Raw genomic sequence first — 20,411 nt, forward strand, 5'->3', positions numbered from 1 at the left:
CTTGACTCTGCGACAAGCGGTGACGCCTGGGTGAACTGCCGACCCTTGGCGCGGTTGTTTTACAAGGCGGCGGCCTCTGCGTCAATCACGGCCCAGTCGGCCATGGCGTCCGACAGTTCCTGGCGCAGCCAGCCTTCGAAGACGCGTACCTTGTGCGGTCGCCGCGCGCCGGCGCGTGTGACGAGGTAATGGCCCATTCCCGTCGAGGCGCGCTGCCGGAAAGGCACGACAAGGCAGTTCTGCCGCACCGCCGCCAGCGCCAGCAGATGCCAGGCGAGCATGACGCCCTGTCCGGCAATGGCCGCTTCAAGGCAGAGCGAGGCCTCGCTGAACACATGGCGTGGCGTCACCCGGCACTCGGAAAGGCCTGCTTCACCGAGCCAAAGATCCCAGGAGAACATCGCCTGGCCGTCCATCAGGATCGGCAGTTTCAGGAGGTCTGCCGGCTCCTTCAGGCCTTTGGCGAGGGTTGGCGCACAGACGGGAAACACCATCTGCGGCAGCAGAAGATCGGCTGTGACACCCGGCCAGTCACCCCGCCCGATGCGCACCCCGACATCGACATCGTCGCGGGAGAAATCGGCAAGCTGCGACGTCGCATCGAGCCGCAGGCGAATATCCGGGTAAAGCGCCGCAAACCGGTCAAGCCGCGGCAGGATGAAGCGGGAGGCAAAAACCGGCGCCACCGTCACGGTCAGCAGCGTGTCATCCGTTTCGCGCCCGATGGCGACAGCCTCCGACAGGGCGGCAAAACCATCCCGCAGCCGCGCGATCAGCGGTTCGGCCCCGGGCGCAAGCACCAGCCCGCGGGAGGTACGAACAAAGACCTGCCGGCCAAGCTGCGCTTCGGCCTTGATCACCTGCTGGCTGATGGCACCGACTGAGACACCAAGTTCGCCGGCCGCCGCCTGCATCGAGCCGAGGCGGGCAACGCTTTCCAGCGCCCGCAAGCCATTCAGATGAACTCGGTTGAGGTTCTGCATGAAGATTTTCTATAGGCGACTGCAGAAACAATCAATGGACGCAAGGACGCGTATCCCCGATAGGATGGCTCTCAGTCTCACCGACCCTTGAGGCATCCCATGATCATCTTCAAGTTTTTCTGGAGCGCCACTCGCCGGGCGCTGACGCAGGCGCTCGACTGGGCGCGACAACCGGACCTTGCTCTTTGCGGACATGATCCGCTCTTGCACCCTGCCCTTTGCGCCATGGATGCGCGTATGCTGGCGGACCTGCCCTTGGCCGATCCGCTCCATCAGCCGCAACAGCCGGCGGCAGGTTTTTCTGGCCCACCGCCCGCTGTACAGCCGAAGCCCTGCCTGATCAGGCAGCCGCTTCGTCGGCCAGAGCCTTGATGACCGCCGGGCGGGCCGACATCAGGGCATAATGATCGGCCACGCGCGGGAATTCGGCGATCTCGACGCCATCACCCTTCAACCAGCTTTCCATGACGAAGAGGTAGATGTCTGCGACGGAAAAATCTTCGCCCAGCACAAAGGGGCCGGCCAGCATGCCATCCTCGATCAGGCGAAAACAGTCGCGCATGGTGGCGGGCACCTTGCGCTTCATGTCCTCGATCGAGGTCGGCTCGTCGGCCCAGCGGCTGGCGCGACGGCCATGGGCATGGGCGACATGTACGGTGGAGGCGATGAAGCTGTTGAAGGCCTGCATCTGCGCCAGCTTGAACGGATCATCGAGCGGCGCCAGCTTCTTCTCCGGCGCCATCTGCGCGATGTAAAGAAGGATAGCCGGGTTTTCGCTGAGCGTGCCCTCGGCAACGGCAAGTGCCGGCACCCGCCCCTTGGGATTGAGCCTCTTGAACTCCGGCGAATTCTGCTGGTTCTCGGCAAGGTTCACCCGCGACAGCCGATACTCGAGCCCTGCTTCGATCAGGGCGATATGGGTGGCCAGCGAACAGGCGCCGGGCGAAAAGAAAAGCGTGATCATGACGGGTTCCTTGAGGTCAGCCCTGCGGAAAGGCTTCGGGACGGCGATGATAAAAAGGTCGGCGGTTGGAGGCAAGCGCTTTGGCGCCTTGAACACCCGCAGCAGACACGGACTTCATCGATCAAGCATGCGCAGCGCGCCTTGACGGGGGTGTCACGGACGGCCGCACAAATGGCCTTTGTGCTGATGTCCGCGCCATGGACGTTGCGGGGGGCAGTCCAAAGTGGCGAACGTGATCCGGCAACGCCATTGCGGCGTAAGGGCTTCAACCGGACGATGAACGGACCACAGGAGGAGAGGATGATCCCCGACCGACCCCATGCCGCTGCAAATGCCACCCTGCTGGCGCTCGATGCGACCGCGATGACCGGAGACCGGATCATAGCCGGGGCACTTCCCCTGGCGCTTGCGCTGGCGCTGGCATTTTTCGCGGCCCTTGCCCTGCCGGCGCGTGCCGAAGGCGAGCGTTTTTCCGATCACGACATCCAGCGGCTGATCGTTGGCAAGCGCATCTATCTGGCAGCCCCGCTGGGCGGCGAGTTTCCGCTCAACTATCGCCGCTCCGGCACGGTGGATGGCTCCGGCGAGGCCGTCGGCCTCGGGCGGCTGGCAAAGCCCAACGATACGGGCAAATGGTGGATCCGCGGGGACCGTCTCTGCCAGCAGTTCACCACCTGGTACAAGGGCGCGCCGATGTGTTTTGAACTCTACAAGACCGGCGCCACCACGCTGAAATGGATCCGCGACAACGGGCAGACCGGGACGGCAAGGATCGGGGAAACGATCTGAGTTTTTTGGGGGGTAATGAATGCCCGGCGTCCGGGCCCCCCTCATCCGCCTGCCGGCACCTTCTCCCCGCGGGGGAGAAGGGGGATGCGGCTCACGCCTCTGCCAAACATCAAGATGGTCGGCGCTCGCGACGCCCTGAACGGCATCCGTGATGCCTTATGAGCACCGTGTCTCTTAAGTGAGACCGTCCGGCACACCCCTTCTCCCCTCGGGGAGAAGGTGGCGGCAGCCGGATGAGGGGGCCGCACGGCACAGCCCCGCGCAAAAACCCTCACGCAAACAGCGCGTCGGTCACCTGGATATCCCCCACGTGAATTCCGTTCCAGTTCTTCATCGAACGGTTGGCCATGCCCATCAGCGTGTCGCGGATCTCGCTGCCCGGCTCGAACTGGCGGGCAATGAGCGCATAGATCATGGCTTCGGCGGCCCTTGTCGTGCCGTCCTCGCATTTGACGGCAATCGCCACGCCCTGGTCCGGAAGGGCTGCCACGAAAACGCCCTCGGCGCCGGTCTTGGCAAAGATTTTTCCAGGCGCCACCTGCATGAGGCGCGTGCAGGCGCGTTTGGTGCCGGCGACATAAAACGGTTCTGCCATGCAGGCGTCCATCAGCCGGCGCGAGGCCTGCGCGCGGGCGGCGGAAATTCCCTCGCCCGTCAGCATCTTGGCAAAACCATGCGCAAGCCCCTTCAGCGGCACGGCATAAGTCGGAATCGAGCAGCCGTCCGTACCGCAATTGTCGGTGCCAAGGGCAGCACCTGTCAGATCCGTCATCACGGCGCGGATTTCGGCCTGCAGCGGATGATCGTAACCGACATAACCCTTCGGATCGAACCCGGATTGCACGCAAGCGCAGATGAAGCCGGAATGTTTGCCCGAGCAATTGTTGTGCAAGGCGGTCGGCGCATCCAGCGTGCGGGCCTGACGGATCAGCGTCTGCTGGTCGGAGGACCAATGGGCACCACATTCCAGCACGGAGAGATCATGGCCGGCCTTTTTCAGCATGCCGGCTGCCGTTGCCACATGCGCCTCCTCGCCGGAATGGGAGGAACAGGAAAGTGCCAGTTCCGACGCCGAGAGGCCAAAGGCATCGGCAGCCCCGCTTTCGATCAGCGGCAGCGCCTGCATGGCCTTGCAGGCGGAGCGCGGAAACACCGGCTGATCGACATCGCCGAGCGAGAACAGGGTTTTGCCGGCGCCATCCACCACCACAGCGATGCCGCGATGACGGCTTTCGACACGATTGCCGCGGGTGACTTCGACGGTAACGGGATTTTGCATGGGAGTGCCCTGAAGTTGCTGTTTTGTTGCGGTCATAGCGCGATAACGCAGGCCGCGCAAAACGATATGGCCGCGTGCGAGACAGACCCCGCCTGACGGAAGGCGCCGCAGATGCCGGCAGGTTTTCGAGCCTTACGGTAATCAGCGGCAAACAGACACGGAAACGCATGAGATGAAGGCTGTAAAACGGTTGGCTCTGGCCATTCTGGTAATCTACCTGCTGCCGACCTTTGCCGCTGCCGGCTGGTGGGCGCTGCAGGACCGCCCTGCCCGCTGGAGCGAGGCAAACTGGGGCTCGGCGGGCATTTTACCCAAACCGGAGGCCGATGAAGACGCCGCCATTTACGTGTTTTCCGCGGCAACCGGCGGCCTAAAGGGCTCCGTTGCAAGCCATGCCTGGATCGTGACGAAGGACAAGGGCGCAAAGACCTATACCCGCTATGACAAGGTGGGCTGGGGCAACCCGATCCGCCGCAACCATCGCGCCGCCGATGCCTTCTGGTATTCCAACCGGCCGCAGCAGGTGGTGGCGATCACGGGCAGAGAGGCGGAATCTTTGATCCCGAAGGTGGAGAGCGCCATTTCCGCCTACCCTTACGCCGAGCCGGGCGGCTACACGATCTGGCCGGGGCCGAATTCCAACACGTTCGTGGCCTTCGTGCTGCGCTGCGTGCCGGAACTTGGCGCGGTGCTGCCGCCGCATGCGGTGGGGCGTGATTACCTGCCGGACGGCGAATTTCTGCATGTCGATGATGATTGGCGGGACGTGCATGTGACGCTGCGCGGCCTCATCGGCATATCAGCCGGCGTTCGAAGCGGCTTTGAGGTGCATTTTCTGGGTCTTGTCGCAGGTCTCGATCTTGCCCGCCCCGGCATCAAGATCCCCGCCATCGGGCGGATCGGCATCTGAAAGAAAGCGCAAAAAAGGAAAAGGGCCGCTTTCGCGACCCTTCCATGAGTTTGGTCTGTATCACCAGACCGGGACGACAGACAGGCTGCCAGACCCCGAGGAAAGTGTTGGTCAGGCAGAGGGCTGCCCCGTCAAAACCGTAACCTTTCCATTGTCCGACTTGCAGACCGAAATCTCACTCGACATTGGATCACCTTCCTTTCGTTACGTTGCTGTTGAGAAGAAGGTAGGCGCGATCAGGCGCTTATGCAAGGCACGTTATATGACAAAGTTCGAAAGGCCGTTACCGGATCCTCGTCCCCTGCCCGGCCGCCTTATCCGAGCTTCAGCACGATCTTGCCGATATGGCTGCTGCTTTCCATCAGGCGGTGAGCTTCCACCACGTCATCGAAGGGCAGGACGGCGTGGATGACGGGGGCAACGGTTCCCGCTTCCAGAAGCGGCCAGACATGCGACAGGAGATCGTCGCGGATGGCGCGTTTTTCCTCGGCCGTGCGCGGGCGCATGGTGGACCCGGTCACCGTCAGGCGCTTCACCATGATCGGCGACAGATTGATCTTTTCGGCGACCGCGCCGCCAAGGAAGGCAATGATCGACAGGCAGCCGTCCTTGGCAAGGGATTGAAGATTCTTTTCCAGGTAGGAAGCGCCGATCATGTCGAGGATGACATCGACCCCCGCCCCGCCGGTTGCCTCCTTCACGACGGAGACAAAGTCCTCCGTCTTGTAGTTGATGGCTTTTGTCGCGCCGAGCTTTTCGCAAGCCGCGCATTTGTCCGCAGAGCCCGCCGTCGTATAGACCGTCGCGCCAAAGGCATGGGCAAGCTGGATGGCGGTGGTGCCGATGCCAGAGGAGCCGCCGTGGATCAGCACGCTTTCGCCCTCGGTCAGCCCTGCCATCTGGAAGAGGTTTGCCCAGACAGTGAAGAAGGTTTCGGGCACGGCCGCCGCCTTCACCGCATCATACCCCTTGGGAAAGGCAAGCGCCTGCCCTGCCGGAATGACGGCATATTCGGCATAACCGCCGCCATTCGCCAGCCCGCAGACCTGATCGCCCACCGCAAAATCCGTAACACCTTCGCCAAGCGCTGCCACCGTGCCGGCAACCTCAAGGCCGAGGATCGGGCTTGCATCCTTCGGCGGCGGATAGGCGCCCTGGCGCTGCGCGACATCAGGACGGTTGACGCCGGCCGCCTCCACCTTGACGAGGATTTCGCCGGCGCGCGGATGCGGCACCGGGCCGGTCGCAAAGGTCATCACGTCAGGCGCTCCGAAGGACGGCAGGTCGACATGACGCATGGTGGCGGGAAGTGTCATCAGGAAATCCTCTTCGTTCGGTCCCCTGATGTAGGACAGCGATGGCGGCTTGAAAAGGCGGCGCGCTGACGCGGGGGGCAAGCCTCAGCCGGCGCCGAAGGTGGCAAACACCAGACCCTCCTCGCAATCCTTCGCCTGCGCCTTCACCTGCGCAATCGCGGTGCTGATGCGCCCGACATCATCCAGCAGCAGGCCTTGCGGCAGTTCCACCACGCCGATGGAGCAGCGCAGCAGCGGAAAATCCCGCTCGGTGCCGCTGCGATCATGGCCGCGAATGCTGCCGGCGGCTCGATCTTCGATGGAATAAAGCTCCACCACGTCGTCATGGAAATCCGACAGCAGGCGGGCAAGAATTTCCGAGAGGTCCTCGCGTGTCCAATCCGACAGGCCGATGAAGAAATCATCGCCGCCGACATGGCCGAGGAAATCGCCTTCCGAAAAGAAATACCGCTTCATCAGCGCGGCAAACAGCGAGATGGCGTGATCGCCCATCTGAAAACCGTAATGATCGTTGAACGGCTTGAAGTGGTCGAAATCGCAGTAACAGAAGAAACGCGTCTGGTCGTCGTCGCGGCCCACTTCCTGCATGAAATCGCGGATGGCGCGGTTGCCGGGAAGGCTGGTGAGCGGGTTCTGGTCCTGCGCCACCTTCAACTGTTTTTCGTTGATGACCTTGATCAGCGATGCCGCCGACACGATGCCGGCATAACGCATGTTTTCGGTGAGGATGACGCAATCACTGCCATCCATGTTGGCAAAAATGTTCATCAGCCGCTCGGCATTGGCATCGAGGCCAACGATCGGCGCGCCCTCAACGAAATGCGAGATGGAGCGCTCGTAGATCTTGTTCTTCAGGAGGTCGCGGCCGAAGGGGCGGTAGATATATTCCTTCAGATGGTATTCGCTGATGATGCCGCGCGGCTCGCCATTGGCATTCAGCACCGGAAAGAAGGCCTGGCGGGGATTGGCGCGAAACAGCTCGAACACCGTGTCGACGCTTTCGTTTTCATAAACCGTCGGCAGCATCTCGATCTGCTTGCGGATGAGGATTTCATCGAGCGACTGGCTGGAGCGACGCCCGCGCCCGAGATCGACAAGATGGGGAAAGGACGGCTGCAATTCGCTGAGAAACGTCGTCGGGCGCGCGATGAACCAGCCCTGCACGAGATCCACGCCAAATTCCCGGCAGGCAAGGCATTCCGCCTCCGTCTCCACCCCTTCCGCAATGACCCGCACGCCGAGCACATGGGCGATGTTGACGATGTTGCGGACCAGATGACGCTTGCGCGGGCTGGTATCGAGTTCGCTGATGAAGTGCCGGTCGATCTTCAGGTAATCCACCGGGAAATCACACAGCAGCTTCATTTCCGCATGGCCGACGCCGAAATCGTCGATGGCGAGCTTGAAGCCGGATTTGCGCATGGTGGTGATGAGGGCCGGAAATTCCGGCGCGCTGGTATTATCAAACCGTTCCGACAGTTCAAAACAGATGGACGATGGCGGAATGCCGGCCTTGCGCAGATGCTGAACCAGCTTTTCGATGACCTGCTCGCCTTCGCGGATGAGGCGGCCATCCAGGTTGATGAACAGCGTATTGTGGGCAAAATCCGGCAAAGTGGCAAATTTCGCCAGCGCCCGGCTTGCCATCATCTGTTCAAGGCCGAGCAACTGATCGGACCCGGCGGCCGTATCCAGAAGATCGAGCGGAGAGGCAAAGCCCAGCCGCTCATGGCCACGCATCAGGGTTTCATAACCGAAGACCCGACCTGTCGACAGCTCCACGATCGGCTGGAAAGCATTTTCCAGCACCAGCTTGGAGAGCGGCAAAAGCTGATCGTTGGCGTAACGTCTCAATACAGTGTCTTCCAGCGTGACAACGCTCGACATAAACGATCCCCGTTGCCCGGAAGCAAATGAAAAAATACGACAGACAATCACTTGCCACCCGTCAACGAAGTCTTGCCGCCAGATGAATGTTTCATGACAGTTAAACACTTTCTGTCCCTCTCTTCTTTCCGGTGACGTATCGCCGACGTCCGTAGCGACGGTCCCGGCAGGCAGATTTTTATTGATTGATCAGTCAATCAAAAATATACTCCTGCCTTCAGGAGACAAAAATGCCCAAGCTTGGAATGGAACCGGTGCGCCGCAAGGCGCTGGTGGAAGCGGCCTTGCGCACCATTGGCAGCCAAGGCTCGCTCGATGTGACGATGTCGGAGATCGCCCGCGAGGCCGGCGTTTCGGCAGCGCTTGCGCATCATTATTTTGGCAGCAAGCAGCAATTGCTGATCGCCACCATCCGCACGCTTTTGCGCCAGCTGAAGGCCGATGCGGTTGCAGCACTTTCGCACGCAGCCACGCCCCGGGAACGGGTGTCAGCGGTCATCCGCGTCTCCTTCGATGCCGATCAGTTTGCCCCTGACGTCGTGGCCGCCTGGCTGGCCTTTTATTCCGAGGCGCAACGCTCCGAAGAGGTACGCCATCTGCTGGTGCTTTATGCGCGCCGTCTGCACTCCAACCTTCTCTCGGGCCTCACGCCGCTCTGCGGCCGGGCCGAGGCCCAACGCATCGCCGAAGGGGCCGCCGCCCTGATCGACGGGCTCTACATTCGCCGCAGCCTGCGCACCGCGACGCTCTCCATCGATACCTCCGTCACACTGGTGGAGGATTATGTCAGCGGTCAGCTTGATACCCGAAACACCCGTTCACCGTCTGGAGACAGGACATGAAAGCCCAACCGCACGCCTCCCACTTCATCGACGGGGTTTATGTCGAGGATACCGCCGGCACGGTGATCGAGAGCATCTATCCGGCAACCGGCGAGGTGATCGCACGCCTGCATGCGGCAACGCCTGCCATCGTGGAACAGGCCGTCGCCTCCGCCAAGCGGGCGCAAAAGGAATGGGCCGCCTTCAGCCCCGCCCAGCGCGGCCGCGTGCTGAAAAAGGCCGCCGACCTGATCCGCGAACGCAACCGTGAACTGTCCGAGCTGGAAACGCTCGACACCGGCAAGCCGATCCAGGAAACGATCGTCGCCGACCCCTCCTCCGGCGCCGACAGCCTCGAATTCTTCGGCGGCATCATTGCAACGGCGCTGAACGGCAGCCAGATCCCGCTTGGCAGCGACTGGGCCTATACGAAACGTGTGGCCCTCGGCGTCGTCGTCGGCATCGGCGCCTGGAACTATCCGCAGCAGATCGCCTGCTGGAAGGCAGCGCCTGCGCTTGCCGCCGGCAATGCCATGGTGTTCAAGCCCTCGGAAGTCACGCCGCTCGGCGCGCTAAAAATTGCCGAAATCCTCATCGAGGCCGGCCTGCCGAAGGGCGTCTTCAACGTGATCCAGGGTGATCGCGATACGGGGCCTCTGCTGGTGAACCACAAGGACGTCGCCAAGGTGTCGCTCACCGGCTCTGTGCCGACGGGGCGCAAGGTGGCGGGTGCGGCTGCAGCCCAGCTGAAGCATGTGACGATGGAGCTTGGCGGCAAGTCACCGATCCTCGTGTTCGACGATGCGGATCTGGAAAGCGCCATTTCCGGTGCCATGCTCGGCAATTTCTATTCCTCCGGCCAGGTCTGCTCCAACGGCACCCGCGTCTTCGTGCAAAAGGGGCTGCGTGACAAATTTCTGGCGCGCCTCAAAGAGCGCACCGAAGCCATCGTGATCGGCGACCCGCAGGACGAGGCGACCCAGATGGGGCCGCTCGTTTCCTTTGCCCAGCGCGAAAAGGTTCTTTCCTATATCGAGAAAGGCAAGGCGGAAGGTGCCACGCTGATCTGCGGCGGTGGCATTCCCAACACCGTCTCCGGCGAAGGTTTTTACATCCAGCCGACCGTGTTTGCCGATGTGACCGACGAGATGACCATCGCCCGCGAGGAAATTTTTGGGCCTGTCATGTGCGTGCTGGATTTCGAGACCGAAGAGGAAGGTATTGCGCGGGCCAACGCCACCGACTTCGGCCTCTCCGCCGGCGTCTTCACCCGCGACATCACCCGCGCCCACCGCGTGGTGGACCAGCTGGAAGCGGGCACGCTGTGGATCAACACCTACAATCTCTGCCCGGTGGAAATCCCCTTCGGCGGCTCCAAACAATCCGGCTTCGGCCGCGAGAATTCGGCCGCAGCGCTGGAGCATTATTCGGAGCTGAAGACGGTCTATGTCGGCATGGGACCCTGCGAGGCGCCGTATTGAGATGACGGGGAGCGCCGGAATGCCCCTTCTGTCCTGCCGGACATCTCCCCCACAAGGGGGGGGCAGCGTCCGGCTGACGGCGCGTGCGCACCAAGGCGCCACCCGGCGCGCGACAGGCTACAGCCTGCTGACCACGCACACCGACGCCCCCCTCATCCGCCCTTCGGGCACCTTCTCCCCGCTGGGGAGAAGGGGAACGGTGCCGCAGCACGCGCCGATACCCCTCTCCCCTCGGGGAGAGGGTGGCCGAGCGCAGCGGAGGCCGGGTGAGGGGGCGGTGCGGCGGACACGTCCGCAGACCAGCCTCGTCCCACTGTTACATCACGATATCATCCAGATCGACCTTCAGGGCCGCGGCAATGCGCTTCAGCACATCCACCGAACCGGTCTTCTTGCCGCTCTCGATTTCCGACAGATACGGCTGCGAGATGCCGGCCGCTTCGGCCAGTTCGGAGACGGAGAGTTTTCGGTAGGTGCGGTAGGTGCGGATGCGGCTATCGGTTTCGGACAGTTCCATGACCAGCTCGAGCGGCCAGGTTTCTTCGCCTGCGGCAATGCGGGCCATGATGGCCTCGGCGTGAAGACCATCGACCAGATCCTCGTAGTCTTCCTCGCTCAGCAGAACATAGGACTTGCCGTCAATGGTCAGTTTCTGGATCTCACCCATATCAATCTAATCCTTGTAAATTCCGCCGCGCGGCCCTGCCTCGATGACGAAGATCACCCGCCCCTGCTCGTCAATAATCACGCGGTCATCGCCAACACGAATGCGATAGTAGCGGCTGTCTTTCATCTTCTTGATGTCGACCCGCTCGCCGCGCGCATAGGCCAGAAGTTTTGCATAGATGGCCGCTTGTCGCTTCGGCTGCATTCGATTGAGGCTGCGTGCCGCTTCTCGACTGACCACGACTTCCTTCATTCCGCCACCGTCGCCCAGAGCGATACCGCTGCGCCCAACTATAGCGCATCGCGATACACCTGTCACTCGTTTCACTAAAACACCGGAACCCCATCATGACCCAGCAGGCAGATTTCGTCATCATCGGTTCCGGCTCCGCAGGGGCTGCCATGGCTTACCGGCTGTCGGAGGACGGGAAGCACACGGTCATCGTGCTGGAATTCGGCGGCTCCGATATCGGGCCTTTCGTGCAGATGCCCGCAGCGCTCGCCTACCCGATGAACATGAACCGCTATAATTGGGGTTACCTGTCGGAGCCTGAGCCGCATTTGAACAACCGGCGGATGATTGCCCCGCGCGGAAAAGTGGTCGGCGGGTCCTCGTCGATCAATGGCATGGTCTATGTGCGCGGCCATGCCGAGGATTTTAATCGCTGGGAGGAGATGGGCGCCCAGGGCTGGGCCTATGCGGATGTGCTGCCCTATTTCAAGCGCATGGAACATGCCCATGGTGGAGAAGACGGCTGGCGCGGCACGGACGGTCCGATGCATGTGCGCCGGGGTGCGGCCAAAAATCCGCTCTACAGCGCTTTCATCGAAGCTGGTCGCCAGGCCGGATTTCCGGTGACAGAGGATTATAACGGCAGCCACCAGGAAGGTTTTGGCCTGATGGAACAGACGAGTTTTGCCGGGCGCCGCTGGTCCACCGCCAATGCCTATCTGAAGCCGGCGCTGAAACGCGATAATTGCCGTCTCATCCGCTGTTTTGCCCGCAAGGTGGTGATGGAAGGCCGCCGCGCGGTTGGCGTGGAAGTGGAGATCGCCGGCAAGATCGAGGTCATCAGGGCAAACCGCGAGGTGATCGTGGCAGCCTCCGCCTTCAACTCGCCAAAGATCCTCATGCTCTCGGGCATCGGGCCTGCAGCGCATTTGAAGGAGATGGGAATTTCCGTGGTGGCAGATCGGCCGGGCGTCGGTCAGAACCTGCAGGACCATCTCGAATATTACCACCAGTTCAAATCAAAGCTGCCGATCACCCTGCATGCCAAGAACAACTGGTTCTGGAAGGGTGTGGTCGGCGCCGAATGGCTGTTCTTCAAGACCGGGCTTGGCACATCCAACCAGTTCGAGGCCGCCGCCTTCATCCGCTCGGCCGCCGGCGTCAAATGGCCTGACATCCAGTATCATTTCCTGCCAATTGCCGTCTCCTATGATGGCAAGTCGTCTGCCGAAGGCCATGGTTTCCAGGCCCATGTCGGCTACAACATGTCGAAATCGCGCGGCTCGGTGACGCTGCGCTCGCCGGATGTGAAGGACGCGCCGGTGCTGCGCTTCAACTACATGAGCGACCCCGAAGACTGGGTAAAATTCCGCCATGCCGTGCGCGTGACCCGAGAAATCTTTGCCCAGAAAGCATTCGACCCCTACCGCGAAAATGAAATGGCGCCGGGCGGCACCGTGCAGAGCGACGAAGAGATCGATGCGTTTCTGGCCGAGCATCTGGAAGGCGCCTACCACCCCTGCGGTACGGTCAAAATGGGCCGTGTCGATGATCCGATGGCAGTGGTCGATCCGCAGTGCCGGGTGATCGGCGTGGAGAACCTGCGCGTGGCCGACTCATCCATCTTCCCGCACGTCACCTATGGCAACCTCAACGGCCCCTCGATCATGACCGGCGAAAAGGCCGCCGACCACATTCTCGGCCGCGATCCCCTGCCCCGCAGCAATCAGGAACCGTGGATCAACCCGCGCTGGCAGGTGAGTGACCGGTAGGGGTTAGACCCTATAGGGAATTCGAATGCTGGGATGGCCCGTCGGCATGTCCTTGATATCGCGGGTCACCAGCAGACGATCCTGCACCTGGGCGCTCGCCCACACGATTGCATCCGGCAGTTTCAACCGATGCTGACGGCGCAGGGCCACGGCTTTATCTGCAACAGCCCGGTCGATTTCCACCAGATGAAAACGGGCGAGGAATGCCTCGGTTGCCCCGCGGTGAGGCTCCGGCGCGCCCACCATCACCTCCATCCAGGTGATCATGCTGATGGCGCGGTCGTCGTAGAGACCGATTTCGTGTCGCGCCGCCTCAATGCCATTGAGGTAGTCGATCAGGATATTGGTGTCGAAAAGCGCCTTCACCATTCTGCCCTGAGCGCGCGCTGGTACTGCAGGCCATCCTGGCGCGCGTCATCCGATGCCCAGAGGCCGAATGCTTCATCGAAATCGGGCTTCAGGCGTTTTTCGAGGAGTGCCGTAACGGCCTCTCGCACCAATGCGCTGCGAGACACGTTCTCGTCGCGGGCGATGCGATCGAGAGCCGCAATCGCGGTATCGTCAAAATCGATGAGCGTGCGCATCACAGCCTCCATACCATATATCAGCATATGATATACGCATCCTGCATCCGCTCTCAAGGGCATCATTTTTCCTGAAATCCACCGACGGAATTTTGTGTTTGATGCGTTCAATAGGCATGATGCGGGCCTTAGAGGTCATGACGCGGCAGGAGAATGCAGATCGCCATCCAGTCGAGACGGGTGCAAGAGACACGTTGCCTGCGGTCCGCCCGCCAGCGCGCTGGGCAGGGCTGTCCGATTGGCGGGCGCGTGGCATCGGGCAGCCCCCGATGACCCTCGATCCCGATGCAGATCTCGTCCAAGGCGTTGCTGCCGGCGATGCGGCGGCGATGCGAGCGATGGTGACAAAAAAGCTGCCGCGGTTGCTGGCGCTTGCCACCCGCATGCTGGGCGATGCGGCGGAAGCAGAAGATGTGGCGCAGGAAACCTTTTTGCGCATCTGGAAACAGGCCGGTACCTGGCGGCAGGGGCGCGCGCGGTTTGACACCTGGGCGCACCGGGTGGCGCTGAACCTGTGTTACGATGCGCTGCGCAAGCGCCGCGACGTGCTGGTGGCTGAACCACCCGAGCAGGCCGATGACGCCCCTTTGCCGGATGACGGCGTTGCGGGCCGGGAAGCGGAAAGCCGGCGGGTGGAGCGCGCGCTGCAAACCATTGCGCCGCGCCAGCGCGAGGCGATCATCCTGGTCTATTACCAGGACATGTCGAATATCGAGGCGGCCGAGGTGATGCAGGTGAGCGTCGATGCGCTGGAAAGCCTGCTGTCGCGGGGACGGCGCGCATTGCAGGCCATCCTGAAGGGAGAAGACGATGAAGACTGAGACGCCCCCTATGAGCCCACAGGATTTTTACGCCCTTGTCGAAGCCTATGGCGCCGAAGAACGTCGCTGGCCGCTGGATAAAAGGGCCGCCGCCGCGCGGTTTGCAAGCACCCCGGAAGGGGCCGTCTATCTGAAAAAGGCCGCCGGGCTGGACGCGCTGCTGTCGCACTATCAGGCGCCGTCTCCTTCGCCGGCCCTGGTGGGCCGCGTGCTGCCGCCCACAGCGTTTGCCGCAGCCAGCCGGCGCGCAAGCTTGCAAAAACGGCTGCGGGCCTGGTGGATGGGGGCAGGTCTTGTCGGCCTTGGCCTTGCCGGCGGGTTGACCGGGGCGATTGCCGTTTCCGTCATCATGCCCGGCCAGCCGATGCCGTTTGGTGATGGTGGAATGTCAGGCGGGATATCCATTGGAATGGCCGGCAATGCCGATACCGCCTTCGGCACGGTGTCCGGCGACAATGACGTGACGATCGGAACGATGCAATGAACGAGACGAGTTTTCGCCGGCTGACTGTCGGCCTTCTGCTGGCCAATACCTTTCTTGTCTGCGCGCTTGCCGGCGCCGGCGCGGTTTATCTCTCCGGCCGCGATGCAGCCCCTCCGTCGCGCATGCCGCTTGCCGGCGAACAATTGCCGGGCGATGTGCGCGCCGCGTTCCAGAAGGCGCTCTCGGATGCAAGGCGCGAGGTGCGCCTGACGGTTCAGGAAGCGCGTCAGGCTCGTGTCGAGGCGGCCGCCCTGATGGGCAAGCCGGTTCTCGATGCACAGGCGCTGTCGGATGCGCTGGAGCGGGCGCGCGATGCGGAAATGGCCGTGCGTGCCGCCACCGAAAAGCGCGCGGTGGAATTTGCCCAAAATCTTTCGCTCGATGAGCGCCGCCGTCTGGCTGACGGACTGGTGCAGCGCGAGGCCCCGCGCCCCGCCACGAAATGATCACATTTGAAAACCGACGGATTGTTGCCCCTGCCCCCGTTGAAGAACCGATAACACAACGGAGTTCGGTTCCATCATGGCCAATCCCAGGGATATCGATGCAGCGCTTGCCCTCTGGCGTTTCGGGCTCGGCGCGCAAGAGGGCAGCATAAACGCCATCAAGGCAGACCCGCGTGATCTGCTGCGGCAGGAAATAGTCGAACAGGCGGTGCCGACCCCTGTCGGTGCGGACCTGCGCTCCCATGCAGACCTGCTGATCTCGCTATACGACTACAACGAGCAGGTGAAGGCCGAGCGCGAGCGCCCGCAGCCGACACAGGTTTCCGCAAAGCCCGGCGATGCCGCCATGGCAACAGCCGGAACTGCCATGGCAGGCGCCGGATCGACCCCACCCTCTGCCCCGGCCAAACCGGCAGCTTCCGGCATGCAAGGCGGCGGCAATGGAATGGGCGGCGCGGAGATGGGCGCAAGTGGCATGGGTTCAAGTGGAATGGGCGCGGGCGGAATGGCCCCCGGCAATGCTGCGGGCCAGAAAATGCCGGATGGCGGCGCGACAAAACCCGCCGCACAACAGGCCGACAGCGCCTCAAAACGTCCCTATCTGCCGCAGCAGATCCTTCTGGCGGAGGCGGACGCGCGCTTCAACGGCACCATTCACCAGCCGCTGATCGGCTTTGGCGAGCGGCTTGCGCAGTTCTGGGCCAATCACTTCTCGATTGCCACGTCCAAGGGCGGCGAGGTGCACATCCTCGCCGGCTGTTTCGAGCGCGAGGCCATCCGCCCGCATGTGTTCGGCCGTTTCGAGGACATGCTGGTGGCGGTGGAAACCCATCCGGCCATGCTGGTTTTCCTCGATAACCGCCAGTCCATCGGCCCCAATTCTCCCGCCAACAAGAACGGCAAGCGCGGCCTCAACGAAAACCTCGCCCGCGAAATCATGGAACTGCACACGCTCGGCGTCGGCAGCGGTTATAGCCAGGCGGATGTCACCTCGCTTGCCCGCATCATCACCGGCTGGACGGTGTTTCGCGATGAGAAAAAGCCGGGGCCGCAAGGCACGTTCGTCTTTAATACATACGCGCATGAACCGGGCGACCATGCGGTGATGGGCATAACCTACGCGGAAGGCGGCGAGGAACAGGGGCGCTCAGTGCTCCGCGATCTTGCCCGCCACCCCGCCACCGCCCGCCATCTCGCCACAAAACTGGTGCGCCATTTCGTGGCCGACGTGCCGCCGCCGGCGCTCGTGGCAAAGCTTGCCGCCGCCTATACCAAGACCGGCGGCGATCTCTCTGCGGTCTATATGGCGCTTGTCGATGCCGAGGAGGCGTGGAACCCGCAGCTCACCAAAATTCGCACGCCGCTGCAATATGTGACGGCCGTGCTGCGCACCACCGGCATCAAGCCCAAACCGCAGCAGGTGATTTCGGTGCTGAACGCTCTCGGCCAACCTTTGTGGAACCCCTCCGGGCCGAACGGTTTTTCGGATGTGAGCGACGCCTGGGCCTCGTCCGAAGGCCTTGCCACCCGCATCGATGCGGCAAGCCTGTTTGCCGGGCAGGTGCCGGGGGCTGTCGATCCGCGCGCCTTTGCCGGCGACCGGTTCGGGCCGCTCCTCTCCGATGACACGCTGCAGGCGATCTCGCGAGCGGAAACGCGCCCGCAGGGGCTTTCCATCGCCTTCCTTTCCCCCGAATTCCAGAGGGCCTGATCATGATGTGCGAAAATTTGAACCCCACCCGCCGCGCCGTGCTTGGCGCTTCCGGCGCGCTGTTTGCCTGGGCCTTCATGCCGCGTTTTGCCCATGCGGCCGGCGGGCGCGATCCGCGCTTCGTCACCATCATCCTGCGCGGCGCGCTGGATGGGCTGACCGCCGTGCCGCCGATTGGCGATCCAAATTATGCAAGCCTTCGCCAGCAGATCGCGATGCGGCTGGATGGCGACAACCCGGCGCTGCCGCTCGACGGCTTTTTCGGGCTTCATCCCTCGATGCCGAAATTCCAGAAGATGTTTCTGGCGAAAGAGGCAGCCGTCGTCCATGCCAGCGCCACCGCCTATCGCGAACGCTCGCATTTTGACGGGCAGGACGTGCTGGAATCGGGCTATTCGACCCCAGGCCATGTGGAAACCGGCTGGCTGAACCGCCTGCTGGAAGGCCTGCCGGAGGGCGAAAAGATCGCCCCCGGCGCATCCGAGCGGGTGCGCGGCCTGTCGATCGGTGCCAATGCGCCTCTGGTCATCCGCGGCAAGGCACCGGTGCTCGGCTGGGCGCCTTCGGTGCTGAAGGCAGCCGACGGCGATCTTGCCCCCCGTCTCGTCGATCTCTACGGCAAGACCGATCCGCTGTTGTCGGAACTGCTGAAGGAAGGCATCGAGACCGGCAAGATCGCCTCGGGCCTTGATGTGAAGGCGCGCGGCGGGCCGGGTGATCCGAATGGCATGGAGCAGATGGCGCGTGGTGCCGCAAGGCTTCTGGCGCAACCGGATGGCCCGCGCGTCGCAGCGCTTGCCTTCGAGGGCTGGGACACCCATGCGCAGGAGACGGAGCGGCTGGCGAAACTCCTGTCGGGCCTTGATAATTCGCTCGCCGCCTTCCGCGAGGAACTGGGCCCGGTGTGGAAGGATACCGCCATTGTAGTCGCCACCGAATTTGGCCGCACCGCCCGCATCAACGGCACCGAAGGCACCGACCACGGCACCGGCACCACGGCGTTTCTGGCCGGCGGGGCGGTGGCCGGCGGCCGCGTCATCACCGACTGGCCGGGCCTGAAGGACAGCCAGCTCTTCGAAGCCCGCGATCTCGCCGCCACCACCGATATCCGCGCGGTGGTGAAGGGCATGGCCGTCGATCTCCTGGGCGCCAGCGCCGGCCACCTCGCCGACGTCGTTTTCCCCGGCTCGCAAGCCGTTCAGCCGATGAAGGGGCTGATCGTCTGACGGGAGACGTGCTGCCGGTCTCACCCCCTGCCCCGAGACCGGCAGCCGCTCGCGTCGTCAACCTCAACCGGTTCAGCGTCGCGTCGAGGGAATGCGCCCCTTCATCATGGCCTGATGAAGCCGGGCCTTGATCGTTTCGAAAAAATCCGCAGGGATCATGCCGTAATCGAAGCGGTTCGGGTCAGACGGCAACGGGCGCAGATGAATGCCGGGCCACACGAACCGGTTGACCTCACTCACGCGCACCCAGTTAATCTCGTCATCCAGACCAAGCTGGCCCCGGAGTTCCGCAGGAACCTCGACGGAAAGCTCCTCCTCGCCGGGTTCGGGAGGCGAATGGGTGATGGGGACGACGATCGTGTCCTGGCTCTTTGAATGATAGAGGATGATGGCGCAGGGCCTGTCCTTGAGCCCGACAGTGCGCCCTTCGACTTTTTCCTGATCCCAAAGATAGTTGTAGCGGATGACAAGGCCGGGAACCGGGACCGGATAATTCACTCGGCTGCTTTGCCGTATTCGGCACCCATGATCAGCGCCATGGTGTCGTCATCGATCTCGCTTGCGCGGATAACCTCGCGTTCGCGCTTCTTCATATCCTGATAATGCTCGAGTTCAGCCGCAGACAGGAAGGCGCCGATGGTGCGATTGTGCGCCGTGATCTCGATCACGCCCGCCGTCTGCACCTGCTCCCTGAACGTGGTGAACTTGCGGGCAAATTCCGTGGCCGAAACTTTCAAAGCCTGCGCCATGACCCATCCATCTCTTTTTTTGTAAAATACGCATTTTACAAGCGCACGTCAAGGACGAGAGGATGAGAGAGCCGCCTCCGCTGCGGCAACATCCCTTCTCCCCCGGGGAGAGCGACTGTCTGGGCAGTCAAGCGTTTTGCCATGGTTTTTGGTCCCGGATGATGGCGTTGAGCATGGTGAGAAGTTTGCGCATTGTGGCGACGATGGCGACGATCTTGGGTTTGCCGGCTGCGACGAGACGGTCACGAAAGGCTTTGAGCACGGGGTTGTGCCGGCTGGCGACGAGGGCTGCCATGAACAGCACGGCCCGCACTTTGCCCCTGCCGCCGCCAATGAAGCTCTTGCCTTTCCACGTGCCCGATTGTCGGGTAAAGGGTGCCAGACCCGCAAGCCATGCGATCTGACGTCGATCGAGACTGCCCAGTTCCGGCATCTCGGCGAGCAGCGTGCGAGCGGTGGCGGGCCCCACCCCCGGCACCGATGTCAGCAGCTGCTCGCGCACCCGCCACAGCGGCGACTTGCGGATATGTTCATCGAGATCGGCGTCGAGACTTTCCAGCTCGCGCTTGAGGGCTTTCAGCAACCGCGTAATGCTCTTCTGGGCCTCTTTCGCCAGAACCATGCGCGCCCGGTTTTCCTCGGCCACGATCATCTGGACGATCTGCCGCCTGCGGGCCACAAGTGCCGACAAAGCCTGGGTTTCCAAGTCTTTGAGCGGTCTCAGCTCTGGCTGGGTCGCAATCACGAAAGCGGCAATCACTGCCGCATCGATCGGATCTGTCTTGGCGCGACGGCCGATCGCATTGGCATAAGAACGCACCTGCGCCGGATTGACCACGAGGACGGCAAAGCCCGCCGAAGACAGCGCCGCCACCGCCAGCATCTCAAACCCGCCAGTTGCTTCCATGGCAACGGCATCGGCTTTGATCGATTGCAGTCGCGAGACCAGATCTTCGACGCCCGCATGCGTATTTTCCACCGCAAACGTCACACCGGATGGCGCCACGGCGATATCCAGACGATCCTTCGAAACATCGATCCCAACAACGATATCCATCTTTTCCCATCCTTGCCTAAACGGACTTTGCCTGCGCAAGCGGTCCTGGCGACTGTTCGGGTTCGATGGAACGGCGGACGAAGACCCTTGCTCTCCCGCGGGCTTGGTGTCCCAAAGGTTTGTCGGTCTCCCATCCGCCACCGCATCGGGCAGTACACACCCAAATGCGGCTATTGGGAAGTTACAAAGGGTCCGCAGGACGCAAGGCGGATGAGGGGGGCGGCTGGCGCCTA

Annotated in this window: 22 protein-coding genes; 10 read left to right on the plus strand and 12 right to left on the minus strand. The window is 62.5% G+C overall.

Going from position 1 to position 20,411, the window contains the following annotated elements; translation table 11 throughout:
- Positions 1–59 precede the first annotated feature (59 nt).
- A complete protein-coding gene (locus AC4CWH_RS11505; protein WP_491318842.1) occupies positions 60–983 on the minus strand; it encodes a LysR substrate-binding domain-containing protein in 924 nt (307 codons plus the stop codon).
- A 340-nt stretch (positions 984–1,323) separates the two neighbouring features.
- Positions 1,324–1,947: a glutathione S-transferase family protein gene (locus AC4CWH_RS11510; protein WP_491318843.1), complete on the minus strand. Its 624-nt coding sequence runs from the start codon at positions 1,945–1,947 to the stop codon at positions 1,324–1,326.
- A gap of 300 nt (positions 1,948–2,247) precedes the next feature.
- Between AC4CWH_RS11510 and AC4CWH_RS11515 the strand changes: the two genes are divergently transcribed.
- Complete coding sequence (locus AC4CWH_RS11515) at positions 2,248–2,736, plus strand: hypothetical protein (RefSeq protein ID WP_491318844.1); 489 nt, start codon at positions 2,248–2,250, stop codon at positions 2,734–2,736.
- 271 nt (positions 2,737–3,007) lie between these two features.
- On the opposite strand, the gene AC4CWH_RS11520 is transcribed toward AC4CWH_RS11515, so the two are convergent.
- Positions 3,008–4,015, minus strand: a complete 1,008-nt coding sequence (locus AC4CWH_RS11520) for an asparaginase (protein WP_491318845.1) — start codon at positions 4,013–4,015, stop codon at positions 3,008–3,010.
- Positions 4,016–4,187: 172 nt separating this feature from the next.
- Between AC4CWH_RS11520 and AC4CWH_RS11525 the strand changes: the two genes are divergently transcribed.
- The gene (locus tag AC4CWH_RS11525; protein ID WP_491318846.1) at positions 4,188–4,925 is read left to right on the plus strand and encodes a DUF3750 domain-containing protein; all 738 of its coding nucleotides are present in this window, start codon (positions 4,188–4,190) and stop codon (positions 4,923–4,925) included.
- A gap of 314 nt (positions 4,926–5,239) precedes the next feature.
- Here AC4CWH_RS11525 and AC4CWH_RS11530 read toward each other — a convergent pair whose 3' ends face one another.
- Both AC4CWH_RS11530 and AC4CWH_RS11535 read right to left on the minus strand, forming a co-directional pair.
- Positions 5,240–6,241, minus strand: coding sequence for an NAD(P)H-quinone oxidoreductase (locus AC4CWH_RS11530; protein WP_491318847.1), 1,002 nt, complete (start codon positions 6,239–6,241; stop codon positions 5,240–5,242).
- Between the two features lie 84 nt (positions 6,242–6,325).
- Entirely contained in the window at positions 6,326–8,128 is a 1,803-nt protein-coding gene (locus AC4CWH_RS11535; protein WP_491318848.1) for a bifunctional diguanylate cyclase/phosphodiesterase, read from the minus strand.
- Positions 8,129–8,358: 230 nt separating this feature from the next.
- Here AC4CWH_RS11535 and betI point away from each other — a divergent pair, with 230 nt between their 5' ends.
- Together betI and betB are read left to right on the plus strand one after the other, a co-directional pair.
- Positions 8,359–8,970 carry a transcriptional regulator BetI gene (betI, locus tag AC4CWH_RS11540; RefSeq protein WP_491318849.1) on the plus strand — a complete coding sequence of 204 codons (612 nt, stop codon included), beginning with the start codon at positions 8,359–8,361 and terminating at the stop codon, positions 8,968–8,970.
- Complete coding sequence (gene betB / locus AC4CWH_RS11545; RefSeq protein ID WP_491318850.1) at positions 8,967–10,430, plus strand: betaine-aldehyde dehydrogenase; 1,464 nt, start codon at positions 8,967–8,969, stop codon at positions 10,428–10,430. The genes betI and betB overlap by 4 nt, the downstream gene beginning before the upstream one ends.
- 316 nt (positions 10,431–10,746) lie before the next feature.
- Here betB and AC4CWH_RS11550 read toward each other — a convergent pair whose 3' ends face one another.
- Both AC4CWH_RS11550 and AC4CWH_RS11555 read right to left on the minus strand, forming a co-directional pair.
- Positions 10,747–11,097, minus strand: a complete 351-nt coding sequence (locus AC4CWH_RS11550) for a helix-turn-helix domain-containing protein (protein ID WP_491282170.1) — start codon at positions 11,095–11,097, stop codon at positions 10,747–10,749.
- Between the two features lie 6 nt (positions 11,098–11,103).
- Positions 11,104–11,349: a type II toxin-antitoxin system RelE family toxin gene (locus AC4CWH_RS11555; RefSeq protein WP_491282171.1), complete on the minus strand. Its 246-nt coding sequence runs from the start codon at positions 11,347–11,349 to the stop codon at positions 11,104–11,106.
- Between the two features lie 95 nt (positions 11,350–11,444).
- On the opposite strand from AC4CWH_RS11555, the gene betA reads away from it, so the two are divergent.
- Complete coding sequence (gene betA / locus AC4CWH_RS11560; RefSeq protein WP_491318851.1) at positions 11,445–13,100, plus strand: choline dehydrogenase; 1,656 nt, start codon at positions 11,445–11,447, stop codon at positions 13,098–13,100.
- Between the two features lie 3 nt (positions 13,101–13,103).
- On the opposite strand, the gene AC4CWH_RS11565 is transcribed toward betA, so the two are convergent.
- Both AC4CWH_RS11565 and AC4CWH_RS11570 read right to left on the minus strand, forming a co-directional pair.
- Positions 13,104–13,469, minus strand: coding sequence for a type II toxin-antitoxin system VapC family toxin (locus tag AC4CWH_RS11565; RefSeq protein WP_491318852.1), 366 nt, complete (start codon positions 13,467–13,469; stop codon positions 13,104–13,106).
- Complete coding sequence (locus AC4CWH_RS11570) at positions 13,463–13,684, minus strand: ribbon-helix-helix domain-containing protein (protein ID WP_491318853.1); 222 nt, start codon at positions 13,682–13,684, stop codon at positions 13,463–13,465. The genes AC4CWH_RS11565 and AC4CWH_RS11570 overlap by 7 nt, the downstream gene beginning before the upstream one ends.
- Before the next feature lie 269 nt (positions 13,685–13,953).
- Here AC4CWH_RS11570 and AC4CWH_RS11575 point away from each other — a divergent pair, with 269 nt between their 5' ends.
- The 5 genes from AC4CWH_RS11575 to AC4CWH_RS11595 all read left to right on the plus strand — a co-directional run bounded on the left by AC4CWH_RS11575 (position 13,954) and on the right by AC4CWH_RS11595 (position 18,372).
- Positions 13,954–14,505: an RNA polymerase sigma factor gene (locus AC4CWH_RS11575; RefSeq protein ID WP_491318854.1), complete on the plus strand. Its 552-nt coding sequence runs from the start codon at positions 13,954–13,956 to the stop codon at positions 14,503–14,505.
- Complete coding sequence (locus AC4CWH_RS11580; RefSeq protein ID WP_491318855.1) at positions 14,495–14,989, plus strand: hypothetical protein; 495 nt, start codon at positions 14,495–14,497, stop codon at positions 14,987–14,989. The genes AC4CWH_RS11575 and AC4CWH_RS11580 overlap by 11 nt, the downstream gene beginning before the upstream one ends.
- Positions 14,986–15,435 (plus strand): periplasmic heavy metal sensor, encoded by a 450-nt coding sequence (locus AC4CWH_RS11585; protein WP_491318856.1) that lies wholly within the window; start codon positions 14,986–14,988, stop codon positions 15,433–15,435. The genes AC4CWH_RS11580 and AC4CWH_RS11585 overlap by 4 nt, the downstream gene beginning before the upstream one ends.
- A 76-nt stretch (positions 15,436–15,511) precedes the next feature.
- Positions 15,512–17,146, plus strand: coding sequence for a DUF1800 domain-containing protein (locus tag AC4CWH_RS11590; protein WP_491318857.1), 1,635 nt, complete (start codon positions 15,512–15,514; stop codon positions 17,144–17,146).
- Positions 17,147–17,148: 2 nt separating this feature from the next.
- Positions 17,149–18,372: a DUF1501 domain-containing protein gene (locus AC4CWH_RS11595; protein ID WP_491318858.1), complete on the plus strand. Its 1,224-nt coding sequence runs from the start codon at positions 17,149–17,151 to the stop codon at positions 18,370–18,372.
- A gap of 72 nt (positions 18,373–18,444) precedes the next feature.
- Here AC4CWH_RS11595 and AC4CWH_RS11600 read toward each other — a convergent pair whose 3' ends face one another.
- The 3 genes from AC4CWH_RS11600 to AC4CWH_RS11610 all read right to left on the minus strand — a co-directional run bounded on the left by AC4CWH_RS11600 (position 18,445) and on the right by AC4CWH_RS11610 (position 20,178).
- Positions 18,445–18,870 (minus strand): hypothetical protein, encoded by a 426-nt coding sequence (locus AC4CWH_RS11600; protein ID WP_491318859.1) that lies wholly within the window; start codon positions 18,868–18,870, stop codon positions 18,445–18,447.
- The gene (locus AC4CWH_RS11605; protein ID WP_491318860.1) at positions 18,867–19,121 is read right to left on the minus strand and encodes a type II toxin-antitoxin system Phd/YefM family antitoxin; all 255 of its coding nucleotides are present in this window, start codon (positions 19,119–19,121) and stop codon (positions 18,867–18,869) included. Before AC4CWH_RS11605 ends, AC4CWH_RS11600 begins: the two co-directional genes overlap by 4 nt.
- Positions 19,122–19,248: 127 nt before the next feature.
- On the minus strand, positions 19,249–20,178 hold the full coding sequence (locus AC4CWH_RS11610; RefSeq protein WP_491318861.1) for an IS110 family RNA-guided transposase: 930 nt from the start codon (positions 20,176–20,178) through the stop codon (positions 19,249–19,251).
- Positions 20,179–20,411: the final 233 nt, after the last annotated feature.

This window comes from Neorhizobium sp. PAMB6716 (genome assembly GCF_058242805.1).

Coding starts and splice junctions, on each gene's coding strand:
- AC4CWH_RS11535 (WP_491318848.1), bottom strand. CDS start 8,128: ATGTCGAGCGTTGTCACGCTGGAAGACACTGTATTGAGACGTTACGCC.
- AC4CWH_RS11595 (WP_491318858.1), top strand. CDS start 17,149: ATGATGTGCGAAAATTTGAACCCCACCCGCCGCGCCGTGCTTGGCGCT.
- AC4CWH_RS11525 (WP_491318846.1), top strand. CDS start 4,188: ATGAAGGCTGTAAAACGGTTGGCTCTGGCCATTCTGGTAATCTACCTG.
- AC4CWH_RS11505 (WP_491318842.1), bottom strand. CDS start 983: ATGCAGAACCTCAACCGAGTTCATCTGAATGGCTTGCGGGCGCTGGAA.
- AC4CWH_RS11580 (WP_491318855.1), top strand. CDS start 14,495: ATGAAGACTGAGACGCCCCCTATGAGCCCACAGGATTTTTACGCCCTT.
- AC4CWH_RS11565 (WP_491318852.1), bottom strand. CDS start 13,469: ATGGTGAAGGCGCTTTTCGACACCAATATCCTGATCGACTACCTCAAT.
- AC4CWH_RS11550 (WP_491282170.1), bottom strand. CDS start 11,097: ATGGGTGAGATCCAGAAACTGACCATTGACGGCAAGTCCTATGTTCTG.
- AC4CWH_RS11510 (WP_491318843.1), bottom strand. CDS start 1,947: ATGATCACGCTTTTCTTTTCGCCCGGCGCCTGTTCGCTGGCCACCCAT.
- AC4CWH_RS11520 (WP_491318845.1), bottom strand. CDS start 4,015: ATGCAAAATCCCGTTACCGTCGAAGTCACCCGCGGCAATCGTGTCGAA.
- betA (WP_491318851.1), top strand. CDS start 11,445: ATGACCCAGCAGGCAGATTTCGTCATCATCGGTTCCGGCTCCGCAGGG.
- betI (WP_491318849.1), top strand. CDS start 8,359: ATGCCCAAGCTTGGAATGGAACCGGTGCGCCGCAAGGCGCTGGTGGAA.
- AC4CWH_RS11555 (WP_491282171.1), bottom strand. CDS start 11,349: ATGAAGGAAGTCGTGGTCAGTCGAGAAGCGGCACGCAGCCTCAATCGA.
- AC4CWH_RS11590 (WP_491318857.1), top strand. CDS start 15,512: ATGGCCAATCCCAGGGATATCGATGCAGCGCTTGCCCTCTGGCGTTTC.
- AC4CWH_RS11610 (WP_491318861.1), bottom strand. CDS start 20,178: ATGGATATCGTTGTTGGGATCGATGTTTCGAAGGATCGTCTGGATATC.
- AC4CWH_RS11570 (WP_491318853.1), bottom strand. CDS start 13,684: ATGCGCACGCTCATCGATTTTGACGATACCGCGATTGCGGCTCTCGAT.
- AC4CWH_RS11515 (WP_491318844.1), top strand. CDS start 2,248: ATGATCCCCGACCGACCCCATGCCGCTGCAAATGCCACCCTGCTGGCG.
- AC4CWH_RS11530 (WP_491318847.1), bottom strand. CDS start 6,241: ATGACACTTCCCGCCACCATGCGTCATGTCGACCTGCCGTCCTTCGGA.
- AC4CWH_RS11605 (WP_491318860.1), bottom strand. CDS start 19,121: ATGGCGCAGGCTTTGAAAGTTTCGGCCACGGAATTTGCCCGCAAGTTC.
- betB (WP_491318850.1), top strand. CDS start 8,967: ATGAAAGCCCAACCGCACGCCTCCCACTTCATCGACGGGGTTTATGTC.
- AC4CWH_RS11585 (WP_491318856.1), top strand. CDS start 14,986: ATGAACGAGACGAGTTTTCGCCGGCTGACTGTCGGCCTTCTGCTGGCC.
- AC4CWH_RS11575 (WP_491318854.1), top strand. CDS start 13,954: ATGACCCTCGATCCCGATGCAGATCTCGTCCAAGGCGTTGCTGCCGGC.